We start from the raw sequence: 15,535 nt of genomic DNA, 5'->3' as shown, positions 1-15,535 counted from the left end.
TGACTGCTTGTTACAGGGCAAAGCTGTCACCAAGCTGTCATTCAGTGACGGTCAGGCGGTTTGGCCAAGCGGGAGGAAACCCAAATTGCGTGTCCTGATCGTTGAGGATGCCACCGACATGGCCGAAGCCATCGCCATCCGGCTGGGCAAGTCGGGGATGGCCTGCGATCTGGCTGACAGCTGCGGCACGGCCGAGGATTTCCTTGCGGTACAGAGCTATGACGCGATCGTGCTGGACATAAACCTGCCCGACCGCAACGGCACCGAGCTGCTTCAGGACCTACGCCAGAGGAACGACCGTACGCCGGTGCTGATGCTGACGGCCCTGTTTTCGGTCGATGACAGGGTATCGGCGCTGGATCTTGGTGCGGACGACTACCTTGTGAAACCTTTCGACCAACGCGAGCTTGAGGCGCGCTTGCGGGCGTTGGTCCGGAGGGAGGCAGATCAGAAATCTGAAGCGGTCACGCTTGGGCCGCTGACTTTCCATCCGGCGACGCTCGCCGCCAGTTTGGCGGGCAATCAGCTTGTCCTGACCCGGCGGGAGGCGACGCTGCTGGGGCTTTTGCTGAGGAACCGAACGCAGGTGCTGAGCAAGCAGCGTCTGTATGACGGCTTGTTCGCCTTTGACGATGCCGACGTCGGGCTTAATGCGATCGAACTTTACATCGCGCGCCTGCGCAAGAAGCTGGCGGGATCAGGCGTGAGCATCGAAACCCAGCGCGGTCTTGGCTACAGGATCTGTCACGATGGTTGATCGTAGCGGCGTGGCTCCGGTGACGACCTCACTCTTGTCGCGGGTGATGGTCGGGGTTCTGTCGCTTCTCGCCATTGGCGGCTGCGTGATCACGCTCGCGGCCTTTGCCTATGGAAGAAACGCGGCGCGACAGGCCTATGACCGTCTCTTGCTGGGCGCGGCGCAGGACATTGCCGAGAGCGTGGATATCCGCAGTGGCGCGCCCGTGGTCGATATCCCGGTATCGGCATTTGGTTTGCTGGCGCTCGCGACAGATGACAGGATTGGCTATGCGGTGCACGGTCCAAACGGCGCGCTGATCACCGGGCATGACAGGGTGAGACAACCGGAACCGGCGGATGCCCGGAGTGCGGCGCCGGTTTATTTCGACGATACGATGCAGGGAGAAAAGGCGCGGTTCGTTACCGTGCTGCGTCGGTTTACCGAACGCGATTTCTCGGGGACGGTGGCCGTGACAGTGGGTCAGACATTGAGGGCACGTCAGGCGATGGCCTATGAGCTGACACGTGGTGCGATGCTTGTGACCGGGCTTGGGGGTATTGCGTTGATCCTGAGCGCCTATCTGGTGATCCGCTCTGCCATGCGTCCACTGGAGCGGATGGCCGAAGAGCTTATCGCGCGCGATCCGTATGACTTGACCCCGATGACGGCCGATGGTCCGGCCGAAGTCGCCGTTGTCGCACATGCGATGAACCGGTTCATGCAGCGGCTCGACAGGCAGGTCGGCGCGATGAAAAACCTGATTTCGGACACGGCACACCAGTTGCGGACGCCCGTTGCGGCGATCCGCGCGCAGACGGAACTGGCGCTGGAGGACGCCCCTGACCAGCAGCCTCAAAGGCTTGAACGGCTGGTGCGCAGAACACGGTCGCTGGGCGAGCTGCTCGACCAGATGCTGTCGCGGGCATTGGTGATCCACCGGGCAGACAATACGCCGCCCGAGCCGATGGACCTGCGCGATATTGCCTTGCGGGTGATCGAGGAGCAGGACCATGAAGTGCTGGCTCCGGGTGTCGAGGTTGAACTGGTGATCGGCGACCGGGCCGTCATGGTCATGGGCGACGAAATCTCTTTGTGCGAGGCGGTCAAGAACATGTTGGCGAACGCGTTGCGCCATGGTCGTGCACCAATACAGGTGGGCGTGGGTATCGAGGGCGGCGACGCAGTGATCTGGGTGGGAGATGCCGGGGAAGGGCCACCGGAAGAGGTGCTTTCACGGATCGGCCAGCGGTTCGAACGGTCCGCTGCCTCATCCGGGAACAGCGCCGGGCTGGGCCTGTCGATTGTCAAATCCGTTGCAGGCGCGCTGAATGGCTCGTTCCGCATGGAACGCGGCGCAAGCGGATTCAGGGCGACGCTAGCCCTGCCTTTGGACACCTCCGGGGAACAGGCGTGATGCGCCCCTGGCTCATCGCCGCCGTGCTTGTCATCCTGCGCGCAACCGGCTCGATGGCGCAGGAGGCCGTGGCAGAATTCAAAAGCGATACGGGAGTGCCGACGACGCAATTACTGGTGCGTTCGACCACGGATATCGAGATACTGGCCCCGCTGTTGCAGGCGTTCGTCACCGCGACCCCGACGATCCATCTGCAATACGAGCAATGGGGGTCGAACGCGCTTTACGACGATAGCCTGGCCGCATGTGAGCGTGGTGCGGCACCGGCGGATGTCGTTTTTTCGTCAGGCGTTCACCAGATGGTCGATCTTGTGAACCGCGCCTGTGCCCATCCGTACCGCTCGGCCGCCACCGAGGCGTTGCCCGTCTCACGCCGCTGGCGCGACGAGATATGGGGTATCACGCAGGAGCCGGCGGTAATCATCTACAACACGGCATTGGTGCCGGAAGACGAAGCGCCGGTGTCGCGTTTCGCCTTGCTCGACCTGATGCGCCAGCCCGAAAGTGCCTTTACCGGCAAGATCGCGACCTACGATGTCGAGACCTCGGGGCTCGGGTTCCTGTTTGCCTTTATGGACAGCCTTGAGGCAACAACCTTCGGCAGTCTCCTCGAAGGCTTTTCGCGCCTGCAGGCCGTTGCCACTTGCTGCTCCGCCGAAATCATCGACGGGGTAGCCGAAGGCCGATACCTGATCGCGTATAACGTGCTGGGGTCCTACGTGGACGCACGGCCGCGCCGCGATGTCGGCGTGATCCTTCCACGGGATTACACGCTGTTCCTGTCGCGGACTTTCATGATCCCGAAACAGGCGGCGCACAAACGCGAGGCTGCACTGCTGCTTGAATTCCTGCTGTCACCGCAGGGGCAGACCATGCTTGCCGATGTCAACCTGTTTCAACGGATCGACCGCGACGCCCGGCCCCTGCCCGACAGCGCAAGGCGGGTCATTCCCATTGACCCGAAACTGCTGGTGGCCATGGACCGGCACCGTCGGCAGTTGTTTGTCGAGCAATGGCGGACAACCTTTGCGGCAGAGCCACAGGATTAGGTAGAGCAAGGCCCCCCAGCCTGTCGGAATAACCGCCCGCCGGTAATGGCGGGCGGTTTCAGATGCTGTGCGGTGCGCCGGATCAGGGGCGCAGCATCACCTTGCCTTGACGACCGGGCGTCAGCGCAGCCTTTACCGCGCCGCCAATGTCGTCGAGCGGGTAGATGCCCCCGTCTTCGAGCGTGAGTTGCCCTTTCATCGCGAGGGTGACAAGTTCGGTAATCAGGCGTTCGCGCTCTTTCGGGTCCATCTCTTGGCTGACGCGCGCCCCCCAGAAACCCCGGACGCTGATGTGCTTCATGATCAATGTGCCCGAGGACAGCGACAGCGGGGCGCCGGTTGCCGTGCCGAAAACGACGAGTTCGCCGTCCAGCCCGAGCAGATCGGTAAGGTCCATCGCGAGATCTCCGCCAACGGAATCTATGGCCGAAACTGCCCCGGCAGGCCCGATCAATGCCTGCGCTTTCTTTTGCCAGTCCGGCTCGGCCGTGCTGAGGACGTTTTCCATGCCCAATGCCTCTAGTTCCGCAACGGCATCGGCGCGGCGAACGAGATTGAGCAGTTTGATGCCGCGCGATTTCGCAAGGATCGCCATGATCTTGCCGACCGCGCCATTGGCAGCCGTCTGGATCAGCCAGTCGCCGCTGGAGACCTTGAGCTGTTCCAGCAGGGAAATGGCGCTGAAAGGCATGGCGATCAGTTGTGCGCCCAGCGTGTCGGAAATGGCATCCGGCAGGGGCAGGACACCGCCGGCGGGGGCAATAAAGTATTCCGCCCAAGACCCGTGGACGCCTGCAACCGTGATACGCTGACCGACAAGAGCTTCGTCGACGCCCTCACCGACCGCTTCGATCGTTCCGAGCGCTTCAGAGCCGCCAATCGCGCCGGGAAGATCGGGTTTGTAGCCGTAATTGCCGCGAACAGTCCAGAGATCGTGGTTGTGGATGGGCGAGAGGGTCGTTTTGACGAGAACTTCACCCCGGCCGGGGGTCGGTTTATCGGTCTGGCGGCATTCGAGGACATCGGCGGGTTCGCCGAAACTGTCATGGATCGCTGCACGCATGGGTTTTTCCTTTTCAGATGGATGTTTCAGGGCACAGGCGAGCCTTGGCATCGGCCAGAGCGTCGCGCAGGGGCGCGTCATCCTGTGCAAGTTTCGAGAGAATGGCCGCGCCCAACAGTTGCGCGTAGAGGGTGCGGGCCGTTGAGGTTGGATTGGCCAACGGACGGATGGAGCCATCGGAAGCACCAGCCGTCAGCAGATCGGCAATCCGCCCGGTCAGAAGCGCGACCCCGTGGTCGAGAATACCACGCATGTCTTCGGAGAGATCGGCGATTTCGGCTGCGAGTTTGACGACAAGGCAGCGGCTGGCGATACCTTCGGAACGGCTTTGATCCAGCCAGGCCGAGAAGAATGCCGAAAGCTTGTCGCCCGCTTTGTCCGGGCCATCTGCCAGCGCGTCGAAACGGGCGAGGTATTCTTCGACATAATCCTGAAGCAGGGCGCAGCCGAAATCCTCTTTCGAAGTAAAATAGTAATAGAACGAGCCTTTTGGCACCTCGCTATGCGCGAGGATACGAGAGAGTCCGACCCCACCGAACCCGCCGGTGAGGACAAGTTCGCGGCCCTTGGAGAGGATCCTTTGGCGGGTCAGTTCTGATTTGAGCGGGGCGTTCATGAGGTCCGGCTAATAGATAATAGACCGGTCGTCTAGTCACGGTTGGCGTGACGTCGCGTCGCTTTTCTGAAGAGGCAAACAGCCAATAAAAAAAGCCGGGCACGGTGAATGCGCCCGGCGTTGATGGTGTTAAATGTCTCAGGCGCGGCGGCGACGCAGGAAGGCGATGGCTGCGAAACCGGAAACCAGCAGTGGCAGCCCGGCGGGGAGCGGAACATTGCTGACCGTGACCGGTGAAATGACCATCGTGGCCGTGCTATAGATGTCGGTCAGGTCGCTGAAGGGATCGGTGACGGTGTCATCGAACAGGAAGGACAGGTTCAGCGCAGACCCGAAGTACGACGCGGCACTGCCCGTGATGTCGAAGACGAAACTGAGCGTCGCATCGCCATCGAAAAGATAGCTGTCGGTCTCACCGTAGATGACCTCGCCACTTGCATCTTCGAGCGACAACACGAAAGCAGGGTCGAAGCCGAAGACGCCGCCGGAGACGAGTGCATAGACCGGATCGAAACCGGCCGTATCGGAGGCAGGCGCATAGGATTCGGCGATAATGTCGCCGGCGTAGAGCATTACCTCGGCCGAGCTATCGGTCACGGTGGTGGCCTGAGCGGGTGCAAGACCCGCCAGCAGAAGGGCGGCAGCCGCCAGGATCGTTGATTTGAAAGTCATGGTGTGTCTCTTGGGTTGAAGGGAGAAACTGGCCAGCCGCACCCCGGCTGGTCTTTGATCCGGCTCAGGCAAAGGTGAGCTGGTCAAAACTGTCGATGCCGGAAATGATGATCTGGTCGTTGTCTTCGCCGATCCAGAGCATCACGCTATTGCCTGTTTCCTTGACGCGGTTGATGTCCGCCGTGCCGAGGTCGAGCGCGTCGACACCTGCCTCGAAATCGGTGAGGCGTGTGGTTTCGCGCATCCCGTTCATGGTCTCGGCCCCGAAGACGAATGTGTCTGCCCCTGCCCCGCCTTGGGCTTGGTCAAGACGACCGGCACCGAGGAAAATCAGATCATCCGCATCCGTCCCGACCAGCCGGTCATTGCCGTCCGTGCCGTGAATTTCGCTTTGGAAGTCGGAGGACAGATCGACGATGGCGATATTGTCAAAGCTGGTCCCGGCAGCACCCCAGGACCAGACGCCCGCCGCGCCGCTTTCGATTTCGTGGTTTTCGAGATCATAGGCGAAGATGTCATGCCCATCGACCTTGGCCGAGATCATGCCATCAACGATCTGCGCTTCGAGATTGAAGGTCTCGCCGGGCGTGTAGGTCATTGCTCCGCGGGTGAGCATCGATTCATAGTTGTCGACGACCTCGACAAAGGTAAACAATCCCACCCGCTGGTCGATCTCGAGCTTGTAGTAATTGTTTTCGTCGACGTAGTTGAGCATCAGCCCGATGGAACCGGGGGTTGCTTCGACATCGGCGCTGATGACGTAATCGGTCAGCTCGGTATTGCCTTCCCAGAGCGCATAGCTGCCCTTGTGCAGGGCGTAAGTGCCATCGCCGAGGGGTGACCAGCCGCGCTGCCAGACGTCCGAGGCGCTGGCCCCGGCCCAGGTCAGTTCGCGGCTGTAGGCGCCGGAGGTTTCCGTCAGAGCGCCGTCGATCACCTCCCAATTGGCCGGGCCGCCGATTTCCGTGGTATCGACGATTTTCCAGCCATTGTGGTTGCCGTCTTCGAACTGGTCTGCTGCGATCAGCCTGTCACCGGTGGCGACATTCACGGTGAGCGTGTCCGAGGCCTGGCCGTCGATGTCGAGCGTGTAGGTGTTGCGCCCGGCATTGGCCGTGGCCGTTGCGACCAGCCCGTTCTTGGTGACATCGGTGCCGGACCATCTGGCTGTTTCATCGCCGTCAGGAAGGATCGAGGCCGCGCCATTCAGGCTCACCTGTTCGACGCCGTCGCGATCCCAGTCGATGACAAGCATCTCGGGCCCGGCTTCGGCGGTCAGTTCGGGCGCAGAGACGACAACATCGTCAAAGATCGAACTGTGCTGATAGGAGGAGTAGAGACCGATGGTGCCTCCCTTGAGCGGCGCATCGTCCACGACAGCCCCGCCAAAGAGCGCGACACCATCAAGCGTGACGGTAATGCGGCCATCGACGTTACTGAGCTTGAGGTCCTGCTCGACGTTGAACGTATAGCCGCCAGCCTCCATCGCGATGACGGTTTCGGCACCGTCTTCGACCCTGATGATCTGACGCGTATTGGTCTGGTTATCCAGCGTCAGAAGGTAGTGGTTATCCTTGTCTGTAAAGTTGAAGGCCACGCCCATCGTGTCGTCATCCATCGAGCGCATGGTCACTTCCATGGTGATGTCGTCCCAGTCGCCTTCTTCCCAGAGCACGAGATTGTCGGCGTTGTTGGACATGTCAAAGAACGCGCCCTGGGGGTTATCGATGGTGCTGTCTTCGTCCCGCGCGCTGCCTTTGACAAAGAAGTCGCCGGTGCTGGAGTCGCCCGAGAGGTCGATTTCGCTGGCCTCGCCGGAGCCTGCGGTGATGTCGTCCAGCGCGCCGTCGAAGGACAACTGGATTGCGCCTGCAGTCTGTGTGCCGGTCAGGGCGCCTTGGGACGAAACACCGCCCAGCGCGGCGATGGTCGCGTCGTCCAGCACTTCGGGGGTGAAACCGAAGGAGGATACATAGAGATCGCTGGTTTCGTTGGTCTCATCTGCGAAGACCAGGAACCCGGTGTCCGCGTCGATGGTCCATCGGGTGCCGGCGGAGGCATCCGATTGCAGGGTCTGCTCGCCGACAAGCGTGCCGTTGACGAATTTGCGCATGATCTGCTGGTCGGCGCCGTTGATTTCGACCGTGACGATGACGCGGTTCCAGCTGTCATAGGTAATGCTGTCCGGGTAATTTCCCGAGATCCCGAGCCCGGCCGTATCTTTGGCGACGCGGTTAAAGAACAGCTCTCCATCCGAGCCATTGTTCACATCGGTTTGCAAGAGCGCGGCCCAGGACCCCTGCCCCGACGGCAGGTACATGTCGTAGGCGAGCGTATAGTTGGCGATCTTGCCGGTCATGTCCGGCTTGATCAGGATGCCTTCGTCGGGGTTCAGCGCGTCAAGCTTCATGACCGGTGTGGTCCCCGAGCCGATCTGCGGCAAACCATAGCCGGTATCGGTGCCGAAATTCACCTTTTGCACGGGTTCTGCCACGTTCACGAGGCCCCACCCGGCCGCATCGCCATCATTGAAGGTTTCCACGAGATAGGTCTTGTCCGTGGCGACGATGACGCGGAGATCATCCGAATGAACCACGCCTTCTGCCGTTTCGACCGTGAGCGTCAGATCGTTGACCCCGCCCGGCAGGTCTACCTCGACCTTTTCGCCGGTTGCGATGACTTTCCCGTCCTCATCTGTCCAAGTGTAGGAGACGACATTGTCCTGCGGGTTCGTCGTCTCGTCGGCACTAAGGCTGACCTTGGCAGTGGAGTCGCCGGCGTCGGCGGTGACGACCTTGTCGGCACCTGCCTCAGCCTCGACCTGCGCTTTGCGTTCGCCCAGATCTACATTGTAGAATTCTTCCTGATGGCCGACGTAATCGCCAGTCAGGCCATCGCGGCTTTGCTCGCTAGAACCACGTGACGCGGTGAAGTATTCATCCAGCTCGGTGAAATAGGTCTCGGTATAGAAAGCGTCATTTTCCGGATCGACCGTGACCAGACGGACAGCGCCATTGCCGCCGTTGCCGCCATTTGTCGCCTCAAGCGCGACGCCGTTCTGATAGTTCAGCAGGAACTGGTACACCGGGTTGCCATAATCGTTATAGGAAACGACCGTCTCGGCGCCATCGCCAAAGATGTGACCGCCAAAGGCGAAGACGACATTGGCGTGCGACGAAACCACATCGCGCCAGATCTCCTCGCCGTCCCAGGTGCCCTGCGGATCATCGCTGAGCCAGTAATCGTACCCGGCGCCTTCACCTTCGAGCGGTCCGCCGAGCGGATCATGTCGGCCGTTGAAGTTGTTGTAGCTGTGCGTCATGATCATCGCCTTGCGATCACCATATTGCGTCAGCACGTCATCGGCCCAGCGCAGCACGTCGTCGCGCGGTCCGAATTCGAGGTTGATGGCGATCCATTCGGTGCCGTCATCCGCAGTCCAGAGATGGTAGTTATTGTCGTAGCGATCCGGTTCCTGATCGTAGACGCCGCCAAAGCTGGGGTCTTCGGACATGTAGGAGATTGAGAAGGCGTTATTGAAGTTCGACGTGTTGCGGATGTCACCGGCGCTGTTGACGATATCGTGGTTGCCCTGCACCACCGAAAAGCTGACCCCGGCCTGACGCAGCGTATCGTAAGCCGCGCTGGCGATGTCGAACTGGCTGGTCGAGGACCACTGGCTGACGTCGCCAACGTTGGCGACAAAGTTGATGCCCTTGTTTGAGGCATTGTCCGCCAGCCATTGCGTCATCTCGCCAAAGATATGCTCGATCCCGGGGTTGGAGGTGTAATCCTGCGTATCCGGCAGGATGGCGATGGTATAGGCACCCTCACCAGCAACGCGGACACGGATGTTGTCTTCGACTTCCTGACCAGCGGCGTTGAGCGCGGTGACGGTGAGGTCGGCCAGCCCCAGTTCCGTGAAGGCGAGCGTCAGGATACCGTCCTGGATGGTCGCATTGACCGCCTCGCCGTTGGAGTTCGTGACAGTGAAATCGGTCGCGCCCGCGCCGAAGACCTCGGTCAGGTCGTATTCCTGCGCGGCGTCGCTTGTTGCGACCAGCATGTCCTTGATACCGTTGACGGTTATGTCGCCGGGATCGACGGGAGTTGTGTCGATCAGCTCGACATTGCCGAAACCGCTTTCAATGGACGGAACATAATCGTCGAAACCGAATTGTGCGGCCCCGGGAACACCGCTGAACGGTCCTTCGTGCGTGACACCGCCAAGGGCGGCGATTTCGCTGTCGCCCAATGCGCGATCGAGCAGTCCGAAATGGGCAAGGTAACCCTTGGCCGTTTCCCCATCGTTGTCGGTCAGGATTTTGAAGCCAGTCGCCGCATCGACCGTGAAACGCTCCGTCGAGACTGACTGGGTGCCGACCAGCGTGCCATCGATGTATTTCGACAGGGTCGATGTGCCATTGCCGTTATCGGTGACCGAGATCGCGATCCGCGCCCAGTGGTTCGCGGGCACTGTGCCCGTGTAGTTACCGCTGATGCCGATACCCCCGCTGCCGTTGATGAAGATATCGCCGTCCGAGGTGTTGTCCGCGCCAAGCTGAAGCAGGGCCTGATAGCCACCTGTATCCGAGGTATTGATGTCCCACACCATGGTAAAGCTGGTCAGGTCACCCGCGTTTTCGGCCAGATCGATATGGAGGCCCTCATCAGAAGCGAAGGCCGCGTAGTTCAGGATCACCGCGTCACCTCCCGGCAGCGGGACGCCCAATTCGGCTGCGTTGCCGATGGTGCTGTCCCCATTGGCGACGGCCGTCCGATAACCGGATCCTTCGAGGATGACATCGGCGCTACCGTATTTCGTATTGATCGTCTCGTTGGCAAAATTGATCTCGACCGACGAGCCAGTCGGGTCAGCCTGAAAGAACCCGTCTGCGGAAGGTGTCGGGATGGCAGCAAGCGCCTCGGCCACATCGCTTGCCTGCTGCGAGCCTTGCATCAGGAAGATGGACGACACAAAGCCTGACGACGTTTCGCCGTCATTATCGGTGAAGAGGCGCAGCCCGAGCAGCGGGTCGATCGTCCAGCGATCGGTTTCGCCCATGTTGAGCGAACCGATCTGCACGCCGTTCGCAAAGGTAGTGATGATCGTATCCGCGCCTTCGATCTGCACGCTGAACGCCAGCCGGACCCACTCATTATAGGCAATTTCACCACTGTACTGCCCGCTGATGCCGATACCCGCCGTCGCGCCCGAGCCTTTCAGGAAAAGATCGGCATCGCCCGACCCGGTCTGGATCAGACCGAGGTAACCGCTGGACGGCGGCGTAAGGTAAACATCCATGATCATGGCGTATTCGCGGATCGGTTCATCGCTGTCCGGCAGGATCTGGACGGACTGGTCGGATGTCAGCTTGTCAAACGCCAGAACCGAGGCGTCTACGCCTGCAATCGCGTCGATGCCAAATTCGCTGGTTGTGCCCAAGGCGTGGAAGGTGAGTTCGGTGGTCATGTCTAGCCCCTGATGACTGGCCGGCACAAAGCGCGGCCGAAAGATCTGTCACTGGCTTGACGGTCACAAAAGCTTCGATCAAATCGTTTATTCCTCCCGAAAACTTAGGGGGAACCTATGAATTATCAGCAGATCCGGGCGTTTAGCCTTGTGGCTCAGGAAGGCAGCGTTCGGCGTGCCTCGGAAGTTCTGGGGGTCTCGCAGCCCACGGTTTCACAGCATTTGAAGGCGCTTGAGCAGCGTCACGGGCTTAGGCTGCTGGAAAAACGTGGCCGGGGGCTGGTGCTGACCGACGCGGGGAGGGAGCTGTACTCTGTAACCAAAACATTAATGTTCGCGGCCAAAGAGGTTGAAGAATTACTGCAGCGGCGGCCGAGCGCGGGCAACGGTCGCCTCAGGATTGTGAGCGACTCTCCGGCGCTCGCCGTTCATATCGTTTCCCTCATGCTCGAAGAAACGCCGGACCTGCAGATTTCGATTCGAAAGGACAGCGTGGCAGGCGTGGTCGAAGCCGTGCAGGACATGCGAGCTGATGTGGGCATTGCTGTCGATCCGATGATTGGCACCGCCCTGCATGTGCAACCGGTCAAACGGGAGGAATTGTGGGTCGCGCTGCCAAGCGAGGATTCCTTGTCCAAGCAGAACAGGTTTCCGATCGAGATGGTGGCGCAACGCGTTCTGGTCATGCGGGAAAAGAGTTCGCGCACGCGGGCGCTGATCGAAAGAGCGCTGTCACTGGAGAATATCCAGCCTCGACGTGTCATCGAGATCGAAGGCGCCGAAGTGGTGCGCGAGGCCGTTGCCAAGGGGCTGGGGATCGCATTCTGCGCCGGTTCCGAATGCCCGCCGGATCACAGGATCGCCTACCGGCGCATCACGATGAGACATGGCAAGATCGGTTTCGTTGAAAACGTGATCATCCGGCAGGACCGGCGCCGCGTGCCGGAAATCGCCCAGTTTCTGGGAGCTGCGGAAAAGGTGCGGAGTGCACCGGTCGAAAGTCTGAAGCAGAAAAAATGATCAAGGCGCGAAACGCGCGCCGTGAACTCTTACTTGGCGCGTCGCATCGGGGAGACAGAAATGCAGCGCGGCAGTAAGGGCCGCCTGAGATTACGCAGTGACCTTTCGGGCAACAGATCAAGACCGGGTCGAACTAGCGACACGTTCGGCGATCAAGACCGTCGAGGTGTTGAGATTGCCTGACGCCATCGCGGGAATTGCCGAGGCATCGGCGACGCAAAGCCTTTCGATACGGTGGAACTTCAGCGTCGCGCGGTCGACCACTGCCGCTGCGTCCGTCCCAACTCGACAGGTCGACGACTGATGATAGATTGTCATGCATTGGCTCCGAATAACGGCTTCAAACTCTTCACCGGTCTGGGCATCGCCAGCGGGAACATTTCTCCGTCCACAAGATCCTTGAGCGCTCCACTCTGGGCCACGCGACGCTGGATGCGGATCGCTTCGATCAGCGTAGCCAGTTCTGTGCCCGACAGGTGCAATAAGAGCTACTTCGGATTGATATCCGGATACTTGATCGGATCTGCCGAGCGAAACGAGATATTAACCCGGCTTTTCGGATGCTTAAGGGTCGAGTACATGGTCATGCCCGGTTTCTGGCTCAGGAAGCAGTAGTTATCGCGATGCGGCGTGACCGCTCCGTCAAACTGAAGGTAAGGTTCGACAGCGGGTCGTAACCGCACATGAGCAACGGCGTCCGGCTCGAAAAACCGGCCCAGTTTAGAGAGCAGAGTTCATGCGCAACCCAACCCATTCGCCGTTGCGGTACAGAGCTGTTCATAACCATCGCGGTTGTTTTTCCCCTGCTGAGCGTTCGGGAAGTTGCTTGCATCGACGTGAGTGACCGGGAATAGGCAGAAGAATAATAAAACGACGCAAGGCTTAGGAGTTGCGCAGTTTTTCGACAGATTTTCTGTCGCGCCAGAAACCAGTACCGTAAGCTGGTTGGCCCCATGCGGCAAACAGAACCGCCCGCATGAAGTCCGAGATCAGGTGTCAGAAAGTTCCGCTGCCCATGGCGGATTAGCGCCGGCCCTTGAAACGGTAACCGCAGCCACCTTTGCGCCGAATTCCAACGCCGCCCGCACCTTGTCCGGCGTCAAGTCCCGAATGCCCGCTTTGGTCAGATCACCGCCATTGGTTAGCTGCGCCATCAGCCCGGCATTGAATGTATCGCCTGCTCCAACGGTATCGACAGCGCGCACCGGTGCCGCAGGCACCGAAACCTCGAAACCCTCGACATGAAAAGCGGTCGCCCCTTTGGCACCCTGTGTCACGATGACTAGAGAAACGCCCTGCGCAAGCATCTGATCCGCCTGATCACGAAGTCCGCCCCCCGTGTCTCCCGTCATCCATCCAAGATCATCATCCGAAACCTTCACGATGTCACATTCCGCAATGATCGTGGCCATCCGGGCGCGATAGCGGGCTTCATCCTGAATAAAGGCGGGCCGGATGTTTGGGTCCAGCATGATCGCGCAATCGGGCGCCTTGCGAAGCAGGAGATCCGCATAAGTGTCGGCGCAGGGTTCGCAGGCAAGGCTGATACCTCCGAAATAAATGGCCGATACGTCAGCAGAGATTTCCGGAATATTTTCGGGCAGCAGCATGCGACCGGCAGAGTTTTCGTCCAAGAAATCGTAGGTTGCCTGCCCATCGGAAAGATGAACGAAGGCCAGAGTCGTGTTCCGCTCTGACCTTACAATCGTTGACGTATCCACGTTGCTTGCCTGCAGTTCAGTCAATAGTTGCTGACCGAACAGATCCGTCGAGAGCCCCGTGAGCATCCCGGCGTTGACCCCCAGTCGTCCAAGCGCAATGGTGGTGTTGAAAATCGCGCCGCCAGCATGCGGTACAAAGCCGGTGCGGCCGTCCGCCAGTCGTTCTGGGATCATGTCGATTAGTGCTTCACCGCAACACAGGATCATCTTGCTTCCTTGGCAGAAAATACCCTTTTAAAGGGCAAAGACTTAATGACGTCAGGTGTCTTGCACCATAACCCGATTCAGGAGCCACCCACATATGCGTCGATTGCGGCAATAGTGCCTTTCGACCATATCAGATTGAGCCATTTGGTGAATTCCGCCGAGAACTGCGGATCGTCAGCCAGATCACCATAGATCTTTGCCTGACCGACCCAGCGTTCCGGGTTTTCCCGAGCCTCCAACGCCATCGCCGAAAGTACCTCCCACTGCGGATCGTTCGGTGCAATCGACGTTCCGTCTTCTCGCGCGCCGGCACACATCCTTGCCCAGAGCGCCTCGACAAGGCTGAGTCCGCTGATCGGACCACCTGCAGCAAGCGCATCACGCAGGATCGGGAGGACAAACCCCATGTGCCGGGAAGACCCGTCGAAAGCGACGCGCCTTGTGGTGTCATGGATGGCCGGGTTGGCAAACCGGGTCTCAATCAGCTCGACATAAGCGGAAGGTGTCATACCCGGAACCGGTTTAACGTAAGGGGCGATCTCTTCACTTTCGACCTTTGCAAAAAGTGACCTGATGGCCGGATGCGTCATGCACTCTGCAATGGTCGCAACAGAAAGCAATTCGCCCGCGTTCGCGATAACCTGATGACCAGCGTTCAGGATGCGGATCTTCATCGTCTCGTAATCGTGCACCGCATCCGTAAAGGTCGCGCCGACCTTGTCCCAGTCAGGACGCCCCGCGCAAAAGTCATCTTCGATCACCCATTGGCGGAAATTCTCATGGGTGACAGGCACGGCGTCTTCGATCCCCATCTTGCTCGCCAGCGCGATCTCATCAGGGCCGGTCGCCGGCACGATGCAATCGACCATGGAATTGGGGAATGCCCCTTGTCCGTCGATCCAGTCCGCAAGTCCGGCGTCGATTTCCCGGGCAAGCGTTACCACCGCGTTTCTGGTGATCGCCCCGTTGCCTTGCAGGTTGTCGCAGCTTTGCACCGTGAAGGGCGAAAGCCCCGCGTCACGGCGACGTCCCAACGCGGCGACAATCGCACCAAAGACCGAGCTCGGCGCCTCGGGTCGGGAAATGTCATGCTGGATATCCGGATGGTTCACATCCAGTTTTCCCGTCGCCGAGTCGGTGTAATACCCCCCCTCTGTCACCGTCAGCGCGACGATGCGGATCGAAGGGTCAGCCATCGTCTTGACCAGCGGACCGTTGCCTTCTTCGATGGGCAGGTAGTCGATCATCGATCCCGTCACTTCTGCCGATGTACCCGACGGGTCGAGTTCGATCAGCGTGGTCAGGCAATCCTGCGTAAGCAGCTTTTCACGCATGTTGATATCATAAGACCGCACCCCGGCACCAATGATCGCCCAGTCCAGAGCCAGCCCCTGCTGCATCAGCCGGTGCAGGTACCACGCCTGATGCGCGCGGTGGAAATTGCCCAGCCCGATGTGCACGATACCGGGTTTCAGCGCGTTGCGGTCATACGTCGGGCGCAGAACGTCGTCCGGCAGTTCCCCGAGCGTTGCATCTGAGAGTTTCATATTCCTGTTTCCTG

The 15,535-nt window shown here is 60.0% G+C and carries 11 protein-coding genes; 4 read left to right on the top strand and 7 right to left on the bottom strand.

Annotated features, from left to right (window positions below):
- The first annotated feature begins 85 nt into the window (after window positions 1-85).
- From MF268_RS03840 to MF268_RS03830, 3 genes are read left to right on the top strand one after another with little or no spacing between them, the layout of a single operon-like run.
- Window positions 86-757 (top strand): response regulator transcription factor, encoded by a 672-nt coding sequence (locus MF268_RS03840; RefSeq protein WP_238369594.1) that lies wholly within the window; start codon window positions 86-88, stop codon window positions 755-757.
- Window positions 750-2,153 carry a sensor histidine kinase gene (locus MF268_RS03835; protein WP_238369593.1) on the top strand — a complete coding sequence of 468 codons (1,404 nt, stop codon included), beginning with the start codon at window positions 750-752 and terminating at the stop codon, window positions 2,151-2,153. The genes MF268_RS03840 and MF268_RS03835 overlap by 8 nt, the downstream gene beginning before the upstream one ends.
- Entirely contained in the window at window positions 2,153-3,202 is a 1,050-nt protein-coding gene (locus tag MF268_RS03830; protein WP_238369592.1) for an ABC transporter substrate-binding protein, read from the top strand. Before MF268_RS03835 ends, MF268_RS03830 begins: the two co-directional genes overlap by 1 nt.
- An 82-nt stretch (window positions 3,203-3,284) precedes the next feature.
- On the opposite strand, the gene MF268_RS03825 is transcribed toward MF268_RS03830, so the two are convergent.
- The 4 genes from MF268_RS03825 to MF268_RS03810 form a co-directional block, all read right to left on the bottom strand.
- Window positions 3,285-4,265: a zinc-binding dehydrogenase gene (locus MF268_RS03825; RefSeq protein WP_238369591.1), complete on the bottom strand. Its 981-nt coding sequence runs from the start codon at window positions 4,263-4,265 to the stop codon at window positions 3,285-3,287.
- Window positions 4,266-4,278: 13 nt separating this feature from the next.
- The gene (locus tag MF268_RS03820) at window positions 4,279-4,881 is read right to left on the bottom strand and encodes a TetR/AcrR family transcriptional regulator (RefSeq protein WP_238369590.1); all 603 of its coding nucleotides are present in this window, start codon (window positions 4,879-4,881) and stop codon (window positions 4,279-4,281) included.
- 138 nt (window positions 4,882-5,019) lie between these two features.
- Window positions 5,020-5,553: a VPLPA-CTERM sorting domain-containing protein gene (locus tag MF268_RS03815; RefSeq protein ID WP_238369589.1), complete on the bottom strand. Its 534-nt coding sequence runs from the start codon at window positions 5,551-5,553 to the stop codon at window positions 5,020-5,022.
- A gap of 64 nt (window positions 5,554-5,617) precedes the next feature.
- Window positions 5,618-11,026: a LamG-like jellyroll fold domain-containing protein gene (locus MF268_RS03810; protein WP_238369588.1), complete on the bottom strand. Its 5,409-nt coding sequence runs from the start codon at window positions 11,024-11,026 to the stop codon at window positions 5,618-5,620.
- 117 nt (window positions 11,027-11,143) lie between these two features.
- Here MF268_RS03810 and MF268_RS03805 point away from each other — a divergent pair, with 117 nt between their 5' ends.
- On the top strand, window positions 11,144-12,046 hold the full coding sequence (locus tag MF268_RS03805) for a LysR family transcriptional regulator (RefSeq protein WP_238369587.1): 903 nt from the start codon (window positions 11,144-11,146) through the stop codon (window positions 12,044-12,046).
- A 117-nt stretch (window positions 12,047-12,163) separates the two neighbouring features.
- Here MF268_RS03805 and MF268_RS03800 read toward each other — a convergent pair whose 3' ends face one another.
- The 3 genes from MF268_RS03800 to MF268_RS03790 form a co-directional block, all read right to left on the bottom strand.
- Entirely contained in the window at window positions 12,164-12,529 is a 366-nt protein-coding gene (locus MF268_RS03800) for a GMC oxidoreductase (protein ID WP_337926789.1), read from the bottom strand.
- Between the two features lie 506 nt (window positions 12,530-13,035).
- Complete coding sequence (locus MF268_RS03795; protein ID WP_238369585.1) at window positions 13,036-13,974, bottom strand: carbohydrate kinase family protein; 939 nt, start codon at window positions 13,972-13,974, stop codon at window positions 13,036-13,038.
- A 77-nt stretch (window positions 13,975-14,051) separates the two neighbouring features.
- Window positions 14,052-15,521, bottom strand: a complete 1,470-nt coding sequence (locus tag MF268_RS03790) for a mannitol dehydrogenase family protein (protein WP_238369584.1) — start codon at window positions 15,519-15,521, stop codon at window positions 14,052-14,054.
- Window positions 15,522-15,535: the final 14 nt, after the last annotated feature.

The sequence above is a fragment of the Heliomarina baculiformis genome (assembly GCF_019966545.1).
GTDB lineage: Bacteria > Pseudomonadota > Alphaproteobacteria > Rhodobacterales > Rhodobacteraceae > Heliomarina > Heliomarina baculiformis.
Note: the sequence above shows the minus strand (reverse complement) of the source record. Positions and strands in the feature narration are given on the sequence as shown.